The organism is Mycolicibacterium tokaiense (genome assembly GCF_010725885.1).
In the GTDB taxonomy this organism is placed as follows: domain Bacteria; phylum Actinomycetota; class Actinomycetes; order Mycobacteriales; family Mycobacteriaceae; genus Mycobacterium; species Mycobacterium tokaiense.
In genome coordinates, this window is sequence record NZ_AP022600.1 from 1,890,589 (window position 1) to 1,913,902 (window position 23,314).

A 23,314-nucleotide genomic window follows, 5' to 3' on the forward strand; every position below is an offset into this window, starting at 1 on the left:
AGACCGAACTGTGAACGAATCGCGACCTGGACTCACCGTGCCGTTGCCGGCGCGCAATCCGGCGCCACGCCTGGTCACCCCGGCGTGCCGGGCGCACCCGCCGGGCCAGGTGCGCAACGGTCGGGTAACGGTGGGTTTGCGAGCCGGTGCTCCACCGCGGCGTGATCGGCACGTGCGCCGCGGTCGGATACCCTGACTGCCGATGACCTACGACCTGTATGTAGTCGGGTCCGGATTCTTCGGCCTGACCATCGCCGAGCGCGTCGCAACGCAGCTGGACAAACGTGTCCTCGTCGTCGAGCGGCGCCCGCACATCGGCGGCAATGCCTATTCCGAAGCCGAACCCGAGACCGGGATCGAGATCCACCGCTACGGCGCCCACCTGTTCCACACGTCCAACAAGCGGGTGTGGGACTACGTGCGCCAGTTCACCGACTTCACCGGCTACCAGCACCGCGTATTTGCCATGCACGACGGGCAGGCCTACCAGTTCCCGATGGGGCTGGGGTTGGTGAGCCAGTTCTTCGGCCGCTACTTCACCCCGGACGAGGCTCGCGCCCTGATCCGGGAACAGGCGGCCGAGATCGATACCGCCGACGCCCAGAACTTGGAAGAGAAGGCCATCTCCCTGATCGGCCGCCCGCTGTACGAGGCGTTCGTCAAGGACTACACGGCCAAGCAGTGGCAGACCGACCCGAAGGAACTGCCCGCGGCCAACATCACCCGGCTGCCGGTGCGCTACACCTTCGACAACCGCTACTTCAACGACACCTACGAAGGCCTGCCGGTCGACGGGTACACCGCCTGGCTGCAGAACATGGCCGCCGATGAGCGCATCGACGTGCGCCTGGACACCGACTGGTTCGACGTGCGCGAGCAACTGCGCGCCCAGAACCCCGCTGCCCCGGTGGTGTACACCGGCCCGCTGGACCGCTACTTCGACTACGCCGACGGTCGACTGGGCTGGCGCACCTTGGATTTCGAGGTCGACGTGCTGGACACCGGCGACTTCCAGGGCACCCCGGTGATGAACTACAACGACGCCGACGTGCCCTACACCCGCATCCACGAGTTCCGCCACTTCCACCCCGAGCGGACCTACCCGACCGACAAGACGGTGATCATGCGGGAGTTCTCCCGGTTCGCCGAAAACGACGACGAGCCCTACTACCCGATCAACACCGAGGCCGATCGCGCGCTGCTGGCGTCCTACCGCGAACGCGCGGTCGCGGAGACCGCGCAGGCCAAGGTGCTCTTCGGGGGCCGGCTGGGCACCTACCAGTACCTCGACATGCACATGGCCATCGCCAGTGCACTCACCATGTACGACAACACCCTGGCGCCGCACCTCGTCGACGGTGCGCCGCTGCGTGAGACAGGCACAGAGAATCCATGAGTGACATCCCCTCCGGCGCACTGGCCGCCGACGAGTCGCGCGCCGTGAGCCTGCTCTCGCGCGTCATCCTGCCGCGCCCCGGTGAACCGCTGGACGTCCGCAAGCTCTACATCGAGGAGTCGGACACCAACGCCCGGCGCGCCCACGCGCCCACCCGCACCACGCTGGAGATCGGCGCCGAGTCCGAGGTGTCCTTCGCCACCTACTTCAACGCCTTCCCGGCCAGCTACTGGCGGCGCTGGTCGGTGCTGGAGTCGGTGGTGCTGCGGGTCGAACTGACCGGCAGCGCCCGCGTGGACGTCTACCGCTCCAAGGCCACCGGCGCCCGCATCACCGTCGGCGGCGCCCCGGTCTCCGGCGGCACGGCCGACGCGCCTGCGGTGGTGGAGTTCGACGTCGAGTTGACGCCGTTCGAAGACGGCGGCTGGATCTGGTTCGACATCACCACCGACGCCGGCTCCACCCTGCACCACGCCGGCTGGTACGCCCCGGTGCCCGCGCCGGGCCGGGCCAACGTGGCCGTCGGCATCCCGACCTTCAACCGGCCCGAGGACTGCGTCAACGCTCTGGCGGCGCTGACCTCGGACCCCTTGGTGGACAAGGTGATCAGTGCGGTCATCGTCTCCGACCAGGGCAACAAGAAGGCCGTCGACCATCCCGACTTCGCCGCGGCGGCCGCCGCCCTCGGCGACCGGCTCAGCATCCACAATCAACCCAACCTGGGCGGGTCGGGCGGTTACAGCCGGGTCATGTACGAGGCACTGAAGAACACCGACTGTGAGCAGATCCTGTTCATGGACGACGACATCCGCGTCGAACCCGACTCCATCCTGCGGGCCCTGGCGCTGAGCCGGTTCGCCAAGACCCCGACCCTGGTCGGCGGTCAGATGCTCAACCTGCAGGAGCCCAGCCACCTGCACGTGATGGGCGAGATGGTGGCCGCGCAGAACTTCATGTGGACCAACGCCATCAATACCGAGTACGACCACAACTTCGCCAAGTACCCGCTGGCCGACGAGGAATCCGAACGCAGCCGGCTGCTGCACCGGCGCGTCGACGTCGACTACAACGGCTGGTGGATGTGCATGATCCCGCGCCAGGTGGCGCAGGAGCTGGGCCAGCCGCTGCCGCTGTTCATCAAGTGGGACGACGCCGAGTACGGCCTGCGCGCCGGCGAGCGCGGCTACCCCACCGTCACCCTTCCCGGTGCGGCCATCTGGCACATGGCGTGGAGCGACAAGGACGATGCCATCGACTGGCAGGCCTACTTCCACCTGCGCAATCGCCTGGTGGTGGCCGCCATCCACTGGGACGGCAACATCCGGGGCCTGATCGCCAGTCACTTCAAGGCCACCTGCAAACACCTGCTGTGCCTGGAGTATTCGACCGTCGCCATCCAGAACAAGGCCATGGACGATTTCCTGGCCGGCCCCGAGCACATCTTCTCCATCCTGGAGTCGGCGCTGCCCGAGGTGCGGGCCATGCGCCAGACCTTCCCGGACGCGGTGGTGCTGCCGAGTGCCACCGCGCTGCCCGCCCCGTCGGACAAGCGCTGGCGCAAGAAGGTGACCATTCCGGTGGGCCCGGTGCCCATCGGCTGGCGGCTGGGCCGCGGGCTGCTGCACCAGCTCAAACCCCATGACCCGCAACATCACCAGCGTCCGCAGATCAACGTCGCCACCCAGGACGCCCGGTGGTTCTCGCTGTGCAATGTCGACGGCGTGACGGTCACCACCGCCGACGGTCGCGGCGTCGTCTACCGGCAGCGTGATCGGGACAAGATGTTCGCCCTGCTACGGGAATCGCTGAAACGCCAGCTGCTGCTGGCCCGCCGGTTCAACCGGATGCGCAAGGTCTACCGCGCTGCGGTGCCCACGCTCACCAGCACGCCGAAGTGGGAGACCGTGCTGCTCGAATCGTCGGTCCATGGCTGACACGCCCCACGGCGAGGACGCCGTGTTGGTGGCGGTCCAGGCCGCGCTGGCGCACCGGCCCGGCGTGCTGCCGGTGGCCACGGCCATGTCCCACTTCGGTGAACACAGCCTGGGCTGGCTCGCCGTCTCCGCTGCCGGCGCCGTGGCGCAGCCGTCGCGGCGGCGGCAGTGGCTGGCCGTGGGGGTCGGTGCCTTCACCGCCCACGCCGCGGCCGTTGTCATCAAACGGGTGGTACGCAGGCCCCGCCCACACCACCCGGCGGTCGCGATCAACGTCGGAACACCCAGCAAGCTGAGCTTCCCCTCGGCGCACGCCACCTCCACCACGGCCGCGGCGATGTTGCTGAGCCGGGTCACCGGCCGCCGGTTGACGGTGGTGCTGGTGGCGCCGATGTTGTTGTCCCGCATGGTCTTGGGCGTGCACTACCCCACCGACGTGGCCACCGGCGCGGTTGTCGGCGCCGTCACGGCCAAGGTCGTCCAGAAGGCTTTCGAGCACAGGGAGTCGCGGTCGTGAGTGAAGAAGCCGCACCGGTCGGGGCGCCGCCCAAGAATCTGCCCGCCGGCATCGTCAAGGCGCTGCGGCCCCGGCAGTGGGTCAAGAACGTCTTGGTGTTCCTGCCGGTGGTGCTGGCCCTCGGTGACGAGCGGGTCGGTTACGACTTCCAGGCCGTGCTGCTCAACGTCGTGGTGGCGTTCGTGGTGTTCTGCCTGGCGGCGTCGTCGATCTACCTGATCAACGACGCCCGCGACGTCGAGGCCGACCGCCAGCACCCCACCAAGCGGTTCCGGCCCATCGCGGCCGGGGTGGTGCCGCAACAGTTGGCCTACGGGCTGGCAACGGTTCTCATCGTGGTGTCCCTCGGCGTCTCCTGGTGGGTGACCCCGGACCTGGCGCTGGTGATGGCGGTCTATATCGGCATCCAGCTGGCCTACTGCTTCGGCCTCAAACACCAGGCCGTGCTCGACATCTGCATCGTGTCCTCGGGCTTCCTGATCCGCGCGATCGCGGGCGGGGTGGCCGCCGGAGTCGAACTCAGCCAGTGGTTCCTGCTGGTGATGGCGTTCGGGTCACTGTTCATGGCCGCCGGAAAGCGATATGCCGAACTGCAATTGGCCGAACGCACCGGCGCCAAGATCCGCAAGTCGCTGGAGAGCTACACCACCAGCTACCTGCGCTTCGTGTGGACGTTGTCGGCGACGGCCATGGTGGTCTGCTACAGCCTGTGGGCCTTCCAGCGCGACGGCGCCTCGGCCGGCTGGTTCGCGGTGACCATCGTGCCGCTGACGGTGGCGGTGCTGCGCTACGCGGTGGACGTCGACGGCGGGATGGCCGGGGAGCCGGAGGAGATCGCCCTGCGCGACCGCGTCCTGCAGCTGCTGGCGGTGGCGTGGATCGGGACCATCAGTGCGGCCGTCGTTCTCGGGTGAGCCCCGGGGGGGACTGCAGCAGCTGACCTGGTCCGTGCGGATCAGCCTGGCGTGCAGCGTGCTCACCGCTGCCGCGCTGTTCGCTTGGGGTGCCTGGCAGCGGCGCTGGATCGCCGATGACGGCCTGATCGTGCTGCGCACGGTCCGTAATCTGCTGGCGGGCAACGGCCCGGTGTTCAACGCCGGCGAACGGGTGGAGTCCAACACCTCAACGCTGTGGACCTATCTCAACTACGTGGGCGCACTGGTGGGCGGACCCGTGCGCCTCGAATACATCGCTCTCACACTGGCATACGGCCTCAGCATCATCGGCGTGGTGCTGGTCATGCTCGGCACCGCGCGGCTCTACGCCCCGGGACTGCGCGGCAGGCAGGCGCTGCTGCTGCCCGCGGGGGTGCTGGTCTACATCGCCATCCCGCCGGCGCGGGACTTCGCCACCTCCGGGCTGGAGAACGGCTTGGTACTGAGCTATCTCGGGCTGCTCTGGTGGATGCTGGTGTGCTGGGCGCAGGCACCGGCCACCGCGGCGGCCCGCGGCCGCACCGCCGGTGACGCCACCGGCAGCTGGTTCACCGCGGCCCTGGCCGCAGTCGGCGGGTTGTCGGTGCTGGTGCGTCCCGAGCTCGCCCTCATCGGCGGACTGGCGCTGGTGCTGATGCTGATCGCCGCGCGCAGCTGGCGCACCCGGGCGCTGATCCTGGTGGCCGGCGGTCTGCTCCCGGTGGCCTATCAGATCTTCCGGATGGGCTACTACGCGCTGATCGTGCCGGGCACCGCGGTGGCCAAGGACGCCTCCGGCGCCAAGTGGGGCCAGGGTTGGACCTATCTGACGAACTTCAATGCGCCGTACCTGCTGTGGATCCCGGCCGTGGTGCTGGTGGGTCTGGGGATCGCCGTGGTGGCGGGCCGCGCGCCGCGGGAACTCAGCGTGCCCGCCGGCTACGGCAGGCTGGCCCGCGCTGTGCAGCGCCCGTCGGTGATCGTCGCGTTCTTCGTGGTCAGCGGGCTGCTGCAGGGCGTGTACTGGGTGCGCCAGGGCGGCGATTTCATGCACGGCCGGGTGCTGCTCACGCCGCTGTTCTGCCTACTGGCCCCGGTGGCCGTGATCCCGGTGGTGCTACGGCAGGCCGGGTACCTGCTGGCCGGCGCCACCACCGTGCTGTGGGTGGGGGTGGTCGGTTGGTCGGTGTGGGCGGCGAACTCACCGGGCATGGGCTCCGACGCCACCAAGGTCACCTACTCCGGGATCGTCGACGAGCGGCGGTTCTACGCCCAGGCCACCGGGCATGCGCATCCGCTGACTGCCGCGGACTATCTGGACTACCCGCGGATGCGGGCCATGCTGGTGGCCATCAACAACACCCCCGACGGTGCGCTGCTGCTGCCCTCGGGCAACTACGACATGTGGGACGTGGTGCCTGCGGTGCCGCCGCCCGCGGATCTGACTGCGGCACAACGCCGTAACTACGTCGGCCCGCACACCGTGTTCTTCACCAACATGGGCATGACGGCGATGAACGTCGGCCTCGACGTCCGCGTCATCGACCAGATCGGGTTGGCCAACCCGTTGGCCGCGCACACCCAGCGCCTGGAGAACGGCCGCATCGGCCACGACAAGAACCTGTACGCGGACTGGGCCATCGCCGAGGGGCCCTTCCTCAAGACCGACGAGTGGATCCCGTCCTACATCGACGAGAACTGGATCATCCAGGCCGAGGCAGCGCTGAAGTGCCCCGCCACCGAGGCGGTGCTGGAGTCCATCCGGGATCCATTGGGCGCGCGCCGGTTCGCCTCCAACGTGCTCAACGCCTACTTGTACACGCAGTACCGCATCAACCGAGTGCCCGAGTACGAGTTGCTGCGCTGCGGGCTGCCGGAGCCGGCCCTGGACGAGACCCCCTACACTGGGTTACCGGCAACGGGTCCATGACGTGTGTCGGCGCAGTGTTCGCCGACCGGACCCTTTTCGGTAACGCTGAAGTGTTGTTGCAGCGATACCCAGTCATGTGTGGTGACCACCCGCGAGCTGTGCCACCCGAACAACGAACGGATGGTGTGACCTCGTGACGGCAATCGTGCGCCTGGCGACTGCGCTCCTGGCCGGAGTGATGGCCTGTGCCGCGCTCGTGGCGGCCCCCAGCGCCGCTGCCTTCTCGCGCCCCGGCCTGCCGGTGGAGTACCTGGATGTGTACTCCGCGGCGATGAGCCGGAATGTGCGGGTGCAGTTCCAGCCAGGGAACGTCCCGAACGCGAAGGCGGTGTACCTGCTCGACGGTCTGCGCGCCCAGGACGACTACAACGGCTGGGACATCAACACCGCGGCCTTCGAGTGGTTCCTCGACACCGGTGTGGCCACCGTGATGCCCGTCGGCGGGCAGTCCAGCTTCTACACCGACTGGTACGGCCGCTCGACGTTCAACAACCAGCCCTACACCTACAAGTGGGAGACATTCCTCACCCAGGAACTGCCCGCCTTCCTCGAGACCAGGGGTGTCTCGCGAACCGGCAACGCCGCGGTGGGCCTGTCGATGTCCGGCGGTTCGGCGCTGATCCTGGCGGCCTACCACCCCGGCCAGTTCCGCTACGCGGCGTCGCTGTCGGGCTTCCTCAACCCGTCCACGCCGTTCATGCAGCAGGCCATCCGCATCGCCATGCTCGACGCCGGCGGCTACAACGTCGACAACATGTGGGGCGCGCCGTGGGACCCGGCGTGGAAGCGCAACGACCCGACTGCCCAGGTGGGACGCCTGGTCGCGAACAACACGCGGCTGTGGATCTACTGCGCACCCGGCGGCTCCACGCCCATCGACGACGTGAACGGCGACCCCGGCCAGGCCCTGAGCGCCACCGGTCTGGAGGCGCTGGCGATCGCGAGCAATCTGCGCTTCCAGCGGGTGTACACCGAGGCCGGTGGCCGCAACGCCACCTTCGAGTTCCCGCCCGCCGGCAACCACTCGTGGGGCTATTGGGGCGGTCAGCTCCAAGCCATGAAACCGGACCTACTGGCCACTCTGAACAGCTGAAATGTGCTGTCAGGCCACAGTTTGACCAGAACGAAAGCAGAAGCATCACCAAAGGTGTGGTTGACTGACCGGGCAATGTCGCCCAGTCGTGAAGCCTCCGATGGCGTGCGGCAGAACCAAGGATGGGATGGGTAAGTCTATGAAGTTGGTCGACAAGGTGCGCGGCACCTGGGGCCGGAAGCTGATGGCGGCCGTGGCCGCTGCAGCGGTGTTGCCGGGGCTCGTGAGTGCCGCCGGAGGGTCGGCTACCGCCGGCGCGTTCTCGCGTCCGGGGCTGCCCGTTGAGTACCTGATGGTGCCGTCGGCCGGAATGGGCCGCGACATCAAGGTGCAGTTCCAGAGCGGCGGCCCGAACTCTCCCGCGGTGTACCTGCTGGACGGTCTGCGCGCGCAGGACGACTTCAACGGCTGGGACATCAACACCCAGGCCTTCGAGTGGTACTACGGCTCGGGCCTGTCGGTGGTCATGCCCGTCGGTGGTCAGTCCAGCTTCTACTCGGACTGGTACTCCCCGGCGTGCGGCAAGACCGGCTGCCAGACCTACAAGTGGGAGACGTTCCTGACCCAGGAGCTGCCCGCGTACCTGGCCTCGCAGAAGGGCGTCGACTCCAGCCGCACCGCGGCCGTGGGCCTGTCGATGGCCGGATCGTCGGCGCTGACGCTGGCCATCTACCACCCGCAGCAGTTCCAGTACGCCGCCTCGCTGTCGGGTTACCTGAACCCGTCCGAGGGCTGGTGGCCCTTCCTGATCAACATCTCGATGGGTGACGCCGGCGGCTACGAGGCCAACGACATGTGGGGCAAGACCGAGGACCCCAACAGCGCCTGGAAGCGCAACGACCCGATGGTCAACATCGACAAGCTGGTCGCCAACAACACCCGCATCTGGGTGTACTGCGGCGACGGTGTGCCTGCCGAGGTCAACGGCAACGTCGCGGGTAACAACCTGCCCGCCAAGTTCCTCGAGGGCCTGACCATCCGCACCAACCGGACGTTCAAGGACGAGTACGCCGCTGCCGGCGGCACCAACGGCGTCTTCAACTTCCCCGACGGCGGCACGCACGACTGGCCGTACTGGGGTCAGCAGCTGCAGATGATGAAGCCCGACATCGAGCGCGTGCTCGGTGCAGTGCCCTTCGACCCGGCGGCGGCGGCTCCTGCGCCTGCCGAGCCGGCGAGCATGGGCGGCTAGTTCGCAGTTCGTCAACAGCGGCGGTGACCTCACGGGGTCACCGCCGTTGTCGTCTGTCGGCACCCCGTGATGTGCAACACTGCCTTTCGTGATCAACAAGTTGCTGGCAATGCTGAGCGGGCTGGTGTTGATGGGTGCGCTCGCCACCGCCACCCCCGCGGCGCAGGCCGACACGGTCGAGTACCTGCAGGTGCCGTCGGCGGCGATGGGGCGCTCGATTCCCGTCGCCTTCCAGGGCGGCGGCCCGCACGCGGTCATCCTGCTCGACGCGTTCAACGCCGCACCGGATGTCAGTAACTGGGTGACGGCGGGCAACGCCATGAACACCTTCGCCGGCAAGGGGGTGTCGGTGGTGGCACCGGCCGGCGGCGCCTGGAGCCTGTACACCAACTGGGAGCAGGACGGCGGCAAGCAGTGGGAGACGTTCCTGGCCACCGAACTGCCGAACTGGCTGGCGGCCAACAAGGGCCTCGCACCGGACGGCCACGCCATCGTCGGGGCCTCCCAGGGCGGCACGGCCGCGATCACGCTGGCGGAGTTCTACCCCAACCGGTTCCGGTACGCGGGATCGCTGTCGGGCTTCCTCACTCCGTCGAACACGTTCATGAACGGCGCACTGCACGACGGGATGATGCGCTTCGGCGGCGCCGACACCAACCTGATGTGGGGCCCCGCACAATTCGGGCGGTGGAAGTGGCACGACCCCGACGTGCACACCCAGCTGCTGGTGGACAACAACACCCGGATCTGGGTCTACAGCCCGCAGACCTCCACCGCCAGCGACCCGGCAGCGATGATCGGCTACGCCGACCAGGCCCAGGGCAGCAACCGCACGTTCTACGCGCACTACCGCAGCGTCGGCGGCGCCAACGGCCACTTCGACTTCCCCACCTCCGGTGACCACGGGTGGGGTTCCTGGGCGCCGCAACTGGGCGCGATGTCGTCGGACATCGTCGCAGCTATCGCCTGACCGAGCCGGTACCGTGGAAGGGTGCAGCTGACCCCGGGAACGCGACGACGGCGCGCGTCCGTTGCGATCCTGGCGACGGCGCTGCTCTCCGCACTGGCGGCGGCTGTGATCTCGAGTTGCTCGTCGGGGGAGGACCTGATGACGAGCATGGCTCCGCCGCGGGCCGACGCTCCGGCCTCCCCGAACGGCTCGGATGCCACGCTGCCCAGCGCTCCGAACACCCGCGACCTGTCCATCACGCCGCGGCAGCACGACTACCTCGAGGCGCTCAACGGCTCCGGTGTGCGTCGCTCCAGCGACCTGATGGCGCTCTCGATCGGCAGCTACGTCTGCCAGGCGCGTAACGCCGGGCAGAGTGACCAGGGCGTCTGGGACTTCGTGTTCCCGCTGGTGCGCGGCGAGATCCACGACATGAACCCCAACACCGCGGTGACGGCGATCGCTGCCCAGGTGGACGAGACCACCGCGCAGTACATCCGTATCGCCACCGACCGCCTCTGCTAACCGGAAGAGCCCCCCTTTACCCATGGTCAAGAAGTCCCGTAATACCCGTCGGCGCAGGCACCGGATTCTCGGTCTGGTGGCCGCCGTCGTCGTCACCCTCGCCGTCGCCCTCGTCGTCGCGATCGTGGTCATCGTGGTGCGCCAGCCGGAGAGCCCGCCCACCGCGGTGCCGCCCACGGCGGTGCCCCCGACGGAGACCACCCCGGGCACGAAGCCGCGCCCTGCGTTCCAGGACGCCAGCTGCCCGGACGTGCAGATGATCTCGATCCCGGGTACCTGGGAGTCCTCGCCCACCGACGACCCGCTGAACCCCACCCAGTTCCCGCGGTCGCTGATGCTGGGCGTCACCAATCCCATCGCGGGGTCGTTCCCCGCAGAGCGGGTGCAGGTCTACACCGTCCCGTACACCGCGCAGTTCCACAATCCGTTCTCCGCTGACGGCCAGATGTCCTACAACGACAGCCGTGCCGAGGGCACCCGCGCGGCGATCAAGGCCATCACCGACATGAACACCCGCTGCCCGCTGACCAGTTACGTGATCGCCGGGTTCTCCCAGGGTGCGGTGATCGCCGGTGACATCGCCAGCGACATCGGCAACGGTCGCGGTCCCGTCGACCAGGACCTGGTGCTCGGTGTGACGTTGATCGCCGACGGCCGCCGCCAGGACGGTGTCGGTGTGGACGTCGGGCCCAACCCGCCGGGCCAGGGCGCGGAGATCACGCTGCACGAGGTGCCGACCCTGTCCACGCTGGGGCTGGCGATGACGGGCCCGCGGCCGGGTGGCTTCGGTGCGCTCAACGACCGCACCAACCAGATCTGCGCGTCCGGCGACCTGATCTGCGCCGCTCCGGAGCAGGCGTTCAGCATCGTAAACCTGCCGGCCACCATCGACGTGCTGCTCGGCGGGGCGGGTCAACCCGTGCACGCGCTGTACGCCACCCCGCAGTTCTGGCAGCTCGACGGCCAGCCGGCGACGGTGTGGACGCAGAACTGGGCGCGCGGCCTGATCGAGAACGCACCGCAGCCACCCCACGGCTGACGGGACACACAGATTTGGCGGCCCGCGTCAGCGGACCGTAACATTAAGGAAAAAATAAGACCTGCACGCGTTGCGGTCCGTCGACTTGCATTCGCGGATCTGTACGATCTGTGAGGTTTGAGGTGGGGGCCGAGATCGGCAGTGCATGCCGCCGCCTGCCTCGGCCCAGATGTTCTAAAAGGAGAGTTGTATGCCGTTCCACAACCCATTCATCAAGGACGGGCGCATCACCTTTCCGGACAATGGCAACTTGGTCCGCCACATCGAGCGCTGGGCCAAGGTCCGCGGCGACAAGCTCGCCTACCGCTTCCTGGACTACTCCGTGGAGCGCGACGGCGTCGCCCGCGACCTGAACTGGGCCGAGTTCAGCGCCCGCAACAAGGCGCTGGGCGCCCGGCTGCAACAGGTCACCCAACCCGGTGACCGGGTCGCCATCCTCTGCCCACAGAACCTCGAGTATCTGGTGGCGTTCTTCGGGACGCTGTATTCCGGCCGCATCGCCGTGCCGCTGTTCGACCCGTCGGAGCCGGGCCACGTCGGCCGCCTGCACGCCGTGCTGGACAACTGCACGCCGACGGCCATCCTGACCACCACGGAATCGGCCGAAGGTGTGCGCAAGTTCTTCCGCAGCCGGCCTGCCAAGGACCGCCCCCGTGTGATCGCCGTCGACGCGGTTCCCGTCGAGGTCGGTGCCACCTGGGAGCCGGTGGATATCGACCGCGAGACCATCGCCTACCTGCAGTACACCTCGGGATCCACCCGCATCCCCACCGGTGTGCAGATCACCCACCTGAACCTGGCCACCAACGTCGTGCAGGTCATCGAAGCCCTCGAGGGCGAAGAGGGCGACCGCGGTGTCTCCTGGCTGCCGTTCTTCCACGACATGGGTCTGATCACGGCGATGATCTCGCCGATGATCGGGCACTACTTCACCTTCATGACCCCGGCGGCCTTCGTGCGCCGGCCGCAGCGCTGGATCAACGAGATGGCCCGCAAGCCCGAGGACACCGGCGGCATCATCTCGGTGGCCCCGAACTTTGCCTTCGACCACGCCGCCGCCCGCGGGGTGCCCAAGGAGGGCGACCCGCAGATAGACCTGTCGAACTGCAAGGCCGTCCTCAACGGCAGCGAGCCCATCTCGGCGGCCACCGTGCGTCGCTTCAACGAGGCGTTCGGCCCCTACGGCTTCCCGCCGCAGGCCATCAAGCCGTCCTATGGTCTGGCCGAGGCCACGCTGTTCGTCTCCACCACGCCCGCCGGTGAGCATCCGAAGATCGTCACCGTCGACCGCGACGAGCTGAACAACCACCGCTTCGTCGAGGTGCCCGGCGATTCGCCGAAGGCCGTCGCGCAGGCGTCGGCGGGCAAGGTCGGCGTCGCCGAGTGGGCCGTCATCGTCGACGCGGACACCGCCACCGAACTGCCCGACGGGCAGATCGGTGAGATCTGGATCAGCGGCCAGAACATGGGCACCGGCTACTGGGGCAAGGAAGCCGAGACCCAGGAGACGTTCCAGAACCTCCTCAAGTCGCGCACCACCCCGTCGCACGCCGAGGGCGCCGACGACGACGCCTTCTGGGTGCGCACCGGCGACTACGGCGCGTTTCACGAGGGCGACCTGTACATCACCGGCCGCGTCAAGGACCTGGTGATCGTGGACGGCCGCAACCACTACCCGCAGGATCTGGAGTACTCGGCACAGGAGTCCAGCAAGGCGCTGCGCACCGGGTACGTCGCCGCCTTCTCGGTACCGGCCAACCAGTTGCCCGACGAGGTGTTCGACAACGCCCACGCCGGACTCAAGCGGGATCCCGACGACACCTCGGAGCAGCTGGTGATCGTCGCCGAGCGCGCTCCGGGCGCCCACAAGCTCGATCAGGCACCCATCCACGACGACATCCGTGCCGCCATCGCGGTGCGCCACGGTGTCACGGTGCGCGACGTGCTGCTGACGGCCGCGGGAGCCATCCCGCGGACCTCGAGCGGCAAGATCGGCCGGCGCGCCTGCCGGGCGGCATACCTGGACGGCAGTCTGCGCAGCGGGAAGGTGGCCAACGCCTTCCCCGACGAGACGGACTGACCCCTATTCTCTTCCAGCGCAGTGAGGCCCTGACGATATGAGCGACAACACTCCCGGCAAGCCTGACTTGAGCGTTCCGGAGATGCGCACCTGGCTGCGCAACTGGGTGGCCAACGCCACCGGCCAGTCTCCGGACTCGGTCAACGAGACCGCGCCCATGGTGGAGCTCGGCCTGTCCTCGCGCGATGCGGTGGCCATGGCCTCGGACATCGAGGACTTCACCGGGGTCACCGTCAGCGCCACCACCGCGTTCCGCCACCCCACCATCGAGGCGCTGGCCACGGTGATCGTCGAGGGCGAGCCGGAGGACGAGGACGTCGACGACGACGAGGACTGGTCGCGGTCGCCGGGCAAGCCCGACGGTGAATACGACATCGCGATCGTCGGTCTGGGCACCCGGTTCCCCGGAGAGATGAACACCCCGGGTGAGACGTGGCAGGCGCTTCTGGAAGGCCGCAGCGGCATCTCCGATCTGCCCGAGGGCCGGTGGGAGGAATTCCTGGCCGAGCCGCGCATCGCCGAGCGTGTCGCCAAGGCCCACACCCGCGGCGGCTACCTCTCCGACATCAAGGGCTTCGACGCCGAATTCTTCGCGCTGTCGAAGATGGAAGCCGACAACATCGACCCGCAGCAGCGGATGGCGCTCGAGCTGACGTGGGAGGCGCTGGAGCACGCCCGCATCCCGGCTTCGGCGCTGCGTGGCGGCAAGGTCGGCGTGTTCATCGGCGCCTCCAACAACGACTACAGCTTCATGGCGGTCGCCGACCCGGCTACGGCCCACCCCTACGCGATCACCGGAACCACCAGCTCGATCATCGCCAACCGGGTGTCGTATTTCTACGACTTCCGCGGACCGTCGATGGCCATCGACACCGCGTGCTCGTCCTCGCTGGTGGCCGTGCACGAAGGTGTCCAGGCGCTGCGAACCGGAGAGGCCGACGTGGTGCTGGCCGGCGGTGTCAACGCGATGATCACCCCGCTGGTCACCATCGGCTTCGACGAGGTGGGCGGTGTGCTGGCCCCGGACGGCCGGATCAAATCGTTCTCCGCCGACGCCGACGGCTACTCCCGCGCCGAGGGTGCGGGCATGCTGGTGCTCAAGCGGGTCGCCGACGCGCGCCGCGACGGCGACGAGATCCTCGCGGTGATCGCCGGCAGTGCGGTGAACCACGACGGCCGCTCCAACGGCATGCTGGCGCCGAACCCGGACGCCCAGGCCGAGGTGCTGCGCACCGCGTACAAGAACGCCGGCATCAACCCGCGCAACGTCGACTACATCGAGGCGCACGGCACCGGCACCATCCTGGGTGACCCCATCGAGGCCGACGCTCTGGGTCGGGTGGTCGGCAGGGGCCGGTCCCCCGAGCAGCCCGCGCTGCTGGGTGCGGTGAAATCCAATGTGGGACACCTGGAGTCGGCCGCCGGTGCGGCCAGCTTGGCCAAGGTAGCGCTGTCGCTGCACAACGACAAGATCCCGCCGTCGATCAACTACGCCGGGCCCAACCCCTACATCGACTTCGACCGGGAGCACCTCAAGGTCAACGACACCGTCTCCGACTGGCCCCGCTACAGCGGTCACGCCATCGCCGGTGTCTCCGGATTCGGGTTCGGTGGCGCCAACGCCCACATCGTGGTCCGCGAGGTGCTGCCCAGCGATCTGGTGGAGCCGGAGCCGGCGCCGGAAACCGCTGCGCCGCAGGCAGACAACGCCGACGCCAACGCCGTCTACGTCGGTGGCGTGCGGATGGACGAGTACGGCGAGTTCATCCACGACGACGATGACGCCGATGGCACGCTGGACTTCTACGGCAACGAGTCCGCTCATGGCGAGGGTGAGCACGAGCTGCCCGGCCTCACCGACGAGGCGCTGCGCCTGCTGGCCGTCGCCCGCGAGGAACTCGAATCCCAGGAACCCGTCACACCGATTGTGCCGCTGGCCATCTCGGCATTCCTGACCTCCCGCAAGAAGCTGGCCGCCGCCGAGCTCGCCGACTGGATCGACAGCGAGGAGGGCCGCGCGACCTCGCTGGAGGCCATCGGACGCTCGCTGTCACGGCGCAACCACGGCCGGTCCCGCGCGGTGGTCCTGGCCCACGATCACGACGAGGCGGTCAAGGGCCTGCGTGCGGTGGCCGAGGGCAAGCAGAGCCCGCTGGTGCTGTCCACCGACGGACCGGTCACCAACGGGCCGGTGTGGGTGCTGGCCGGTTTCGGTGCCCAGCACCGCAAGATGGGCAAGAGCCTGTACCTGCGCAACGAGGTGTTCGCGCAGTGGATCAACACCGTCGACGCCCTGATCCAGGACGAGCTGGGCTACTCCATCGTCGAGCTGATCCTCGACGACTCGCAGGACTACGGCATCGAGACCACCCAGGTGGTCATCTTCGCCATCCAGGTCGCCCTCGGTGAGTTGCTCAAGCACCACGGCGCCAAACCCGGTGCGGTGGTGGGGCAGTCGCTCGGCGAGGCCGCCGCGGCCTACTTCTCCGGCGGCTTGTCGCTGGAGGACGCCACCCGCACCATCTGCTCGCGCTCACACCTGATGGGTGAGGGCGAGGCCATGCTGTTCGGCGAGTACATCCGCCTGATGGCGCTGGTCGAGTACTCCGTCGACGAGATCAAAACGGTGTTCTCCGATTTCCCGGACCTCGAGGTGTGCGTCTACGCCGCACCCACACAGACCGTCATCGGCGGTCCGCCGGAGCAGGTGGACGCCATCATCGCCCGCGCGGAGGCCGAGGGCCGCTTCGCCCGCAAGTTCCAGACCAAGGGAGCCAGCCACACCCAGCAGATGGATCCGCTGCTCGGTGAACTGGCCGCCGAGATCCAGGGCATCCAGGCCCGTCCGCTGCAGACGGCCTACTTCTCGACCGTGCACGAAGGTCAGTTGATCCGTGCCGGGGCCGAGCCGATCCACGACGTGGAGTACTGGAAGAAGGGGCTGCGCCACAGCGTCTACTTCACCCAGGGCATCCGCAACGCCGTCGACAACGGCCACACCACCTTCCTGGAACTGGCGCCGAACCCGGTGGCGCTCATGCAAGTCGGGTTGACGACGGCCTCCGCGGGCCTGCATGACGGTCAGCTGATCCCGACGCTGGCGCGTAAGCAGGACGAGGTCGACTCCATGACCACGGCCATGGCGAACCTGTTCGTGCACGGCCACGATCTCGATATCCGAACTCTCTTTGATGCGGGCGATTTCGCGAACATCCCGCCCACCCGGTTCCGGCGCAAGCCGCACTGGCTGGACGTGCACTTCTCCGGCGACAACTCCGGTGTGCTGCCGGGTGCCCACGTGTCGCTGCCCGACGGCAGGCACGTCTGGGAGTACGGCCCGCGCGGCAAGACCGATCTGGCCGCTCTGGTGAAAGCCGCTGCGGTCCAGGTGCTTCCGGATGCCCAGCTCACCGCCTCCGAACAGCGTGCGGTGCCCGGTGACAACGCCCGGCTGGTCACCACCCTCACCCGGCATCCCGGTGGGGCGTCGGTGCAGGTGCACGCGCGGATCGACGAGTCGTTCACCTTGGTGTACGACGCGATCGTGTCCCGCGGTGGGCAGGGTGGGGCACTACCGGTGGCGGCGGCGGTCGGTGTGGCCACCACCCAGTTCGCCGAGCCCGAGCCCGAGGTGGTCGAGGACGACGCCGAGATCCTGAGCGACAACCTCACCGCCGGTGCAGGTCTGGCCGCCGGCTTCGCCAAGTGGTCGCCGGAAACAGGTGAGAGCATCGGCGACCGCCTGGGCGCCATCGTCGGTGGCGCCATGGGCTACGAGCCCGAGGACCTGCCGTGGGAGGTGCCGCTGATCGAGCTCGGCCTGGACTCGCTGATGGCGGTGCGCATCAAGAACCGGGTCGAGTACGACTTCGACCTGCCGCCCATCCAGCTGACCGCGGTGCGCGACGCCAACCTCTACAACGTCGAGAAGCTGATCGCCTACGCGATCGAGCACCGCGACGAGGTGGCGCAGCTGCACGAGTTCCAGAGCACGGCAAGCGAAGAAGAGGTGGCCGCCGCGCAGGCCGAACTGCTGGGCGGGGCCTCCACGGCCGCCGAGATCGAGGAGCGGCTGGCCACGCTGGCCGATCCCGGGGTGGCGGCCGAGGCCGAGGAACTCAACGAGAAGGCGGCGGCCACGGCGGACACCACGCCCGCCGACATCCCGCCCCCACCCACCAACCCTCTGGGTGACACGCCGTTGCCGCCCCCGCCCACCGATCCCACCGGGCAGAACCGGGAAGAGGGCAAGGCGCAGCCCAACCTGGCTGCAGCGGCAGCAGCGCTGAACCAGCAGGCCATCGCGGAGGCGCTCAATTCCGATGTGCCACCGCGTGATGCGGCCGAGCGGCTGACCTTCGCCACCTGGGCCATCGTCACCGGCAAGAGCCCCGGCGGCATCTTCAACGAGCTGCCGCAGCTCGATGCCGACACTGCGGCCAAACTGGCGCAGCGGCTGTCGGAGCGAGCCGAAGGCACCATCACCGCCGAGGACGTCACGTCGGCGCCGAACATCGAGGCGCTTGCCACCACGGTGCGCGAGTTTCTCGAAGCCGGCGAGCTCGACGGCTTCGTGCGCACCCTGCGCAAGGCCGAGAGCGACGACCAGGTCCCGGTCTACGTGTTCCACGCCGCGGGCGGATCCACGGTGGTCTACGAGCCGCTGCTGAACCGCCTGCCGGCCAGCACCCCGATGATCGGTCTGGAACGGGTCGAGGGGACCATCGAGGAACGTGCCGCGGTGTACGTGCCCAAGCTCCTCGAGCTCAATGGGGACAAGCCGTTCATCCTGGCCGGCTGGAGCCTCGGCGGGGCACTGTCCTACGCCTGCGCCATCGGGCTCAAGGAAGCCGGCGCGGACGTCCGCTTCGTCGGGCTCATCGACTGCGTGCGTCCCGGCGTGCCGATCGACACGTCCACCGAGGGCACCCGGGCCCGCTGGGACCGCTACGCGAAGTTCGCGGAGAAGACGTTCAACGTCCAGATCCCGGAGATCCCGTACGAGGAGCTCGAAAAGCTGGACGACGCAGGGCAGGTCGAGTTCGTCCTCAACGCGGTCAAGGATTCCGGCGTGCAGATCCCGGGCGGCATCATCGAGCATCAGCGCACGTCGTACCTGGACCAGCGTGCTCTCGATGTCGCCGAGATCAAGAACTACGACGGGCACGTCACGCTCTACATGGCCGACCGCTACCACGACGACGCCATCACCTTCGAACCCGCCTACGCCACCCGCCAACCCGACGGCGGGTGGGGTGAGTACGTGTCCGACCTCGAGGTGGTGAACATCGGTGGTGAGCACATCCAGGCCATCGACGAGCCCTACATCGCCAAGGTGGGCGCACACATGAGCCAGGCCATCAACCAGATCCAAGCCAACCAGGGAAAGTGAGCGCCCCGTGACGGACGAGAACCCGGTGAAGCAGGCACCTGCGACCACGGCGGAGAAACTCGCCGATCTGCGCGAGAAGCTGGAGCTGGCCAAGGAGCCCGGCGGCGCGAAAGCCGTTGCCAAGCGCGAGAAGAAGGGCATCCCCAGCGCCCGCGCCCGCATCTATGACCTGATCGATCCGGGCAGCTTCTTCGAGATCGGCGCCCTGGCCAAGACGCCGGGTGACCCCAACGCGCTCTACGGCGACGGTGTGGTCACCGGGCACGCCACCATCAACGGGCGCCCGGTCGGGGTGTTCAGCCACGACCAGACGGTGTTCCAGGGCACGGTCGGAGAGATGTTCGGCCGCAAGGTCGCCCGGCTGATGGAGTGGGTGGCCATGGTGGGCTGCCCGATCATCGGCATCAACGACTCCGGCGGTGCCCGGATCCAGGACGCCGCCACCTCGCTGGCCTGGTATGCCGAACTGGGCCGCCGCCACGAGCTGCTGTCCGGTCTGGTGCCACAGATCTCGATCATCCTCGGCAAATGCGCCGGTGGCGCGGTGTATTCGCCCATTCAGACCGACCTCATCGTCGCGGTGCGCGACCAGGGCTACATGTTCGTCACCGGTCCCGACGTGATCAAGGACGTCACCGGTGAGGACGTCTCCCTCGACGAGCTCGGCGGTGCCGATCAGCAGGCCCGCTACGGCAACATCCACCAGGTGGTCGAGGATGAGAAGGCGGCGTTCCAATACGTCCGCGACTACCTGAGCTTCCTGCCGCCCAACACCTTCGACGAAGAGCCCATCGTGAATCCCGGTCTGGAACCGGAGGTCACCCCGCACGACCTCGAGCTCGACACCATCGTGCCCGACGCCGACAACATGGGCTACGACATGCACGAGATCCTGATCCGGATTTTCGACGACGGCGAATTCCTCGATGTGGCAGCCCAAGCCGGGCAGGCGATCATCACCGGTTACGCCCGGGTGGACGGGCGCACCGTCGGGGTGATCGCGAACCAGCCGATGTACAACGCCGGCGCCATCGACAACGAGGAGTCCGACAAGGCCGCGCGCTTCGTCCGCTTCTGCGACTCGTTCAACATCCCGCTGGTGTTCGTGGTCGACACTCCCGGGTTCATGCCCGGCGTACAGCAGGAGAAGAACGGCATCATCAAGCGCGGCGGGCGCTTCCTGTACTCGGTGGTGGAGGCCGACGTCCCCAAGGTCACCATCACCATCCGCAAGTCCTACGGCGGTGCGTACGCGGTGATGGGATCCAAGCAGCTGACCGCGGACATGAACTTCGTCTGGCCCACCGCCCGCATCGCGGTGATCGGTGCCGAGGGTGCCGCGCAGCTGCTGGTGAAGCGGTTCCCCGATCCCAACGCCCCCGAGGTGCAGAAGATCAAGGCCGATTTCATCGAGGGCTACAACCTGAACCTGGCCACCCCGTACATCGCCGCCGAGCGCGGTTACGTCGACGCCGTGATCGAGCCGCACGAGACGCGGCTCAAGCTCCGCAGCGCCATGCGGTTGTTGCGGGACAAGCAGATCCAGCGCGTGCAGCGCAAGCACGGCCTGATCCCGATCTAGTCGTCGAGAGTTCGCTGGCCCACCTCGGTGCGGCGGCGCGGTGACGACCCGATTCCGGTTCTTCTGGCCAGGTCGCCTGCCTTTTGGGCAACTTCGCACTATGCTCTTTCTCGCGATCACTTCATCGGCTCGAATTAGCGGGTTGCGGGTGGGGGGTCCCGTAGACAACCAAGGCGGGTGGAAGTCGGCGTGCTTGTCCCGGAGGCGGCAGGTGAAGTTCTGACGAGCCCGCAGACCGACCCTGCGGAGTTGCATCGCCAGGTTGTCCTGGTGGTCGACGACGATGCCCGGTTGCGTGATCTGCTGGCCACCGTCCTGACGCCGCTGAACTGTGAGATCGTTCAGGCCGCATCTGGTGAGGAAGCGCTCACGCTGCTGCTGCAGCGCCGGGTGTCGGTGATCGTCCTCGACATCAACATGCCCGGAATGGACGGCTTCGAGACCGCGCAGCTGATCCGCGACGTCGAAGAGCTCGCCTCGAAACCGATCATCTTCCTCACCGGCCAGGCCGAGGCCGCCGATCTGCATCGCGGATATGACCTCGGCGCCGTCGACTTCCTGGTCAAGCCCGTCTCCCGGCAGGTGTTCTACGCCAAGGTGAAAGCGCTGCTCGAACTCGACCGGTCTTTTGTGCGGCTGCGCGAGGCCGCGGCCAAGCTGCACGAGCAGCAGCTGCAGGTCGCCCGCGCCGCGGAGATCCGCCAGCGCGACGAATTGGCCTTCACCCGCCGCCGCGAGCGACTCACCAACATCTTCGCCGAGGCCAGCATCGATCTCGCCTCGCTGGAGCAGGCCGTCGTCACCGAGCTGAGCGCGATGTTCGACGCCGACTGTGTGCTCCGGCTGCCGACCACCGACGGAGACTGGCACTACTCGCTGTCGGAATCCGACGGTGATCCGGCGCGGCTGCAGGGCTGGCTCGACGAGCATCTGGCCGGACGGCCTTGCGCTGCACCACATCCTGCGGTGCTGGTGGAGGAGATGACGGCCCGCAGCCAGCGGGTCGGTGCACTGTGCATCGGCAGGTCGCAGGCGTTCACCGAGACCGACGCCGCCCTGTTCCGGGGAGTGTCGGTGGCCGCCGCGCTGGCCATCTCCAACGCCACGCTCTACCGGGTGGCCGCCGAGTACGCCGCCGTGATGCAGGCCACGGGTGACGCCATCCTGGCCGTCGACAAGTCCGGTGAGATCCGCAGCTGCAACAAGGCGGCCACCGCGTTGTTCAGCGGCGAGCACGACGCGCTGATCGGCAGATCCATCGTGGACCTGGCTGCCGAGGACGATCGCGAGCACCTGCGTGAACAGCTGGACGTCACCATGGCCACCCTGCGGGAGCATTCGCTGGAGATGACGCTGACGGCCTTCGACGGCCGCCGGGTGGATGTCACGATCACCTTGTCGCCCATCGGCGAGTCGGTGGACCTGCACGTGGCAGCGGTGGTCCACGACCTCACCGAGATCAAGCAGGCGCAGACCGAGATCCGCCATCTGGCCAGCCACGACCCGCTGACCGATCTGGCCAACCGCCGTCAGCTCAACGAACGTCTGGCCCACCTGGCGCGGCACCGGGATACCGGGTCGGCGCTGGTTGCGATGCTCTACGTCGATGTCAACCACTTCAAGGCCGTCAACGACACCTATGGTCACGACACCGGCGACGAACTCCTGGTGGAACTGGCGGCCCGGTTGCGTGACGCCGTGGATGGGGACACCCTGGTCTGCCGGGTCGGCGGAGACGAGTTCATCGTGGTCTTCGAGGGGGTGTCGTCGACGGCGGCGGCCGTGGCCATGGGCAACCGTGTGCTCGCGCACACCCAGTCCACGCCGGTGCACTGCGGCAACGTGACCATCCAGCCCTCGCTGAGCATGGGCGTCGCGTGCCTCGGCGCCAGCGCCCACACCCCCGAGGAACTGCTCACCCAGGCAGATATGGCGATGTTCGAGGCCAAGCAGACCCGATCCACCGAGTGCGTGCTCTACACCGCGCGCATCGGATCGCAACACCAGGGCAAGGTGTATCTGCGGGCTGAGGTCTCGGATGCCATCGCGCGCTCGGATTTCCGGATGGCCTACCAGCCGATCGTCGATTCCACGACCGGGGCACTGTTCGCGCTGGAAGCCCTGGTGCGGTGGCGGGTCGGCGACGAGGAGATCCCGGCCACCGAGATCATCGCGCTCGCCGAGGATGCCGGTCAGGTGGGGCCGCTGGGCCGCTGGGTCGTCACCCGCAGCTTCGCGGATTTCGTCGCGCTGGGGCGCCGGGATCTGCGCCTGCACGTCAACCTCTCCCCGGACCAGGTCCTGGACGCCGGCTTCCTGGACCACCTCATCGGCGCCCAGCGCGACAATGCGATCCCGCCGCAACGGGTGTGTCTCGAGCTCACCGAGAGCGCGTTCTCCCGCGATCCGGCCCCCGCCCACGCCGCCTTACGGCGCGCCCGGGACTTCGGATTCAGTTTGGCCATCGACGATTTCGGCGTTGAGCACTCCAGCATGACCAACCTGATGCACGTCCCGGTGGACTGGCTGAAGATCGACCGCTCGTTTGTCGCCGAAGTCCCCGGCAACGACCGGATGCAACGGCTGGTGCGCAGCCAGATCGCGGTCGCGGCCACCATGGAGGTGGACCTCATCGCCGAAGGTGTCGAGACACAGCAGCAGGCCGACTGGCTCAGGGAGGCCGGATGCGTTCTGCAGCAGGGATATCTGTACTCCCACCCGATCGAGGCCACGGATCTGGCCACCCGACTGGAAGTCCTGGGGTAGAGCTG

Annotated in this window: 14 protein-coding genes; all 14 read left to right on the plus strand. The window is 68.0% G+C overall.

All coding sequences use genetic code 11. The features are described 5' to 3' along the window. The first annotated feature begins 202 nt into the window (after window positions 1–202). Window positions 203–1,396: a UDP-galactopyranose mutase gene (gene glf, locus G6N58_RS09070; protein WP_115278950.1), complete on the plus strand. Its 1,194-nt coding sequence runs from the start codon at window positions 203–205 to the stop codon at window positions 1,394–1,396. Further along, a complete protein-coding gene (locus tag G6N58_RS09075; protein ID WP_115278949.1) occupies window positions 1,393–3,330 on the plus strand; it encodes a glycosyltransferase in 1,938 nt (645 codons plus the stop codon). Before glf ends, G6N58_RS09075 begins: the two co-directional genes overlap by 4 nt. Next, window positions 3,323–3,847 carry a phosphatase PAP2 family protein gene (locus G6N58_RS09080; protein WP_115278948.1) on the plus strand — a complete coding sequence of 175 codons (525 nt, stop codon included), beginning with the start codon at window positions 3,323–3,325 and terminating at the stop codon, window positions 3,845–3,847. Before G6N58_RS09075 ends, G6N58_RS09080 begins: the two co-directional genes overlap by 8 nt. Beyond that, window positions 3,844–4,761 carry a decaprenyl-phosphate phosphoribosyltransferase gene (locus tag G6N58_RS09085; RefSeq protein ID WP_115278947.1) on the plus strand — a complete coding sequence of 306 codons (918 nt, stop codon included), beginning with the start codon at window positions 3,844–3,846 and terminating at the stop codon, window positions 4,759–4,761. The genes G6N58_RS09080 and G6N58_RS09085 overlap by 4 nt, the downstream gene beginning before the upstream one ends. Next, the gene (gene aftB / locus G6N58_RS09090) at window positions 4,739–6,691 is read left to right on the plus strand and encodes a terminal beta-(1->2)-arabinofuranosyltransferase (protein WP_308213285.1); all 1,953 of its coding nucleotides are present in this window, start codon (window positions 4,739–4,741) and stop codon (window positions 6,689–6,691) included. The genes G6N58_RS09085 and aftB overlap by 23 nt, the downstream gene beginning before the upstream one ends. Before the next feature lie 178 nt (window positions 6,692–6,869). Further along, entirely contained in the window at window positions 6,870–7,784 is a 915-nt protein-coding gene (locus G6N58_RS09095; RefSeq protein ID WP_083231002.1) for an alpha/beta hydrolase, read from the plus strand. A gap of 139 nt (window positions 7,785–7,923) precedes the next feature. After that, a complete protein-coding gene (locus G6N58_RS09100) occupies window positions 7,924–8,976 on the plus strand; it encodes an esterase family protein (protein ID WP_068914439.1) in 1,053 nt (350 codons plus the stop codon). 109 nt (window positions 8,977–9,085) lie between these two features. Beyond that, the gene (locus G6N58_RS09105; RefSeq protein WP_068919426.1) at window positions 9,086–9,946 is read left to right on the plus strand and encodes an alpha/beta hydrolase-fold protein; all 861 of its coding nucleotides are present in this window, start codon (window positions 9,086–9,088) and stop codon (window positions 9,944–9,946) included. Window positions 9,947–9,967: 21 nt separating this feature from the next. Then, complete coding sequence (locus G6N58_RS09110) at window positions 9,968–10,450, plus strand: DUF732 domain-containing protein (protein ID WP_232067794.1); 483 nt, start codon at window positions 9,968–9,970, stop codon at window positions 10,448–10,450. Between the two features lie 22 nt (window positions 10,451–10,472). Further along, on the plus strand, window positions 10,473–11,489 hold the full coding sequence (gene culp6, locus G6N58_RS09115; RefSeq protein ID WP_115278946.1) for a carboxylesterase Culp6: 1,017 nt from the start codon (window positions 10,473–10,475) through the stop codon (window positions 11,487–11,489). A 190-nt stretch (window positions 11,490–11,679) separates the two neighbouring features. Continuing rightward, window positions 11,680–13,569 (plus strand): long-chain-fatty-acid--AMP ligase FadD32, encoded by a 1,890-nt coding sequence (gene fadD32 / locus G6N58_RS09120; protein ID WP_115278945.1) that lies wholly within the window; start codon window positions 11,680–11,682, stop codon window positions 13,567–13,569. A gap of 37 nt (window positions 13,570–13,606) precedes the next feature. Next, on the plus strand, window positions 13,607–18,961 hold the full coding sequence (gene pks13, locus G6N58_RS09125; protein WP_163908033.1) for a polyketide synthase Pks13: 5,355 nt from the start codon (window positions 13,607–13,609) through the stop codon (window positions 18,959–18,961). A gap of 25 nt (window positions 18,962–18,986) precedes the next feature. Further along, on the plus strand, window positions 18,987–20,543 hold the full coding sequence (locus tag G6N58_RS09130; RefSeq protein WP_068919428.1) for an acyl-CoA carboxylase subunit beta: 1,557 nt from the start codon (window positions 18,987–18,989) through the stop codon (window positions 20,541–20,543). A gap of 189 nt (window positions 20,544–20,732) precedes the next feature. Then, window positions 20,733–23,309 carry a two-component system response regulator gene (locus G6N58_RS09135; protein WP_232067795.1) on the plus strand — a complete coding sequence of 859 codons (2,577 nt, stop codon included), beginning with the start codon at window positions 20,733–20,735 and terminating at the stop codon, window positions 23,307–23,309. Window positions 23,310–23,314 lie beyond the last annotated feature (5 nt).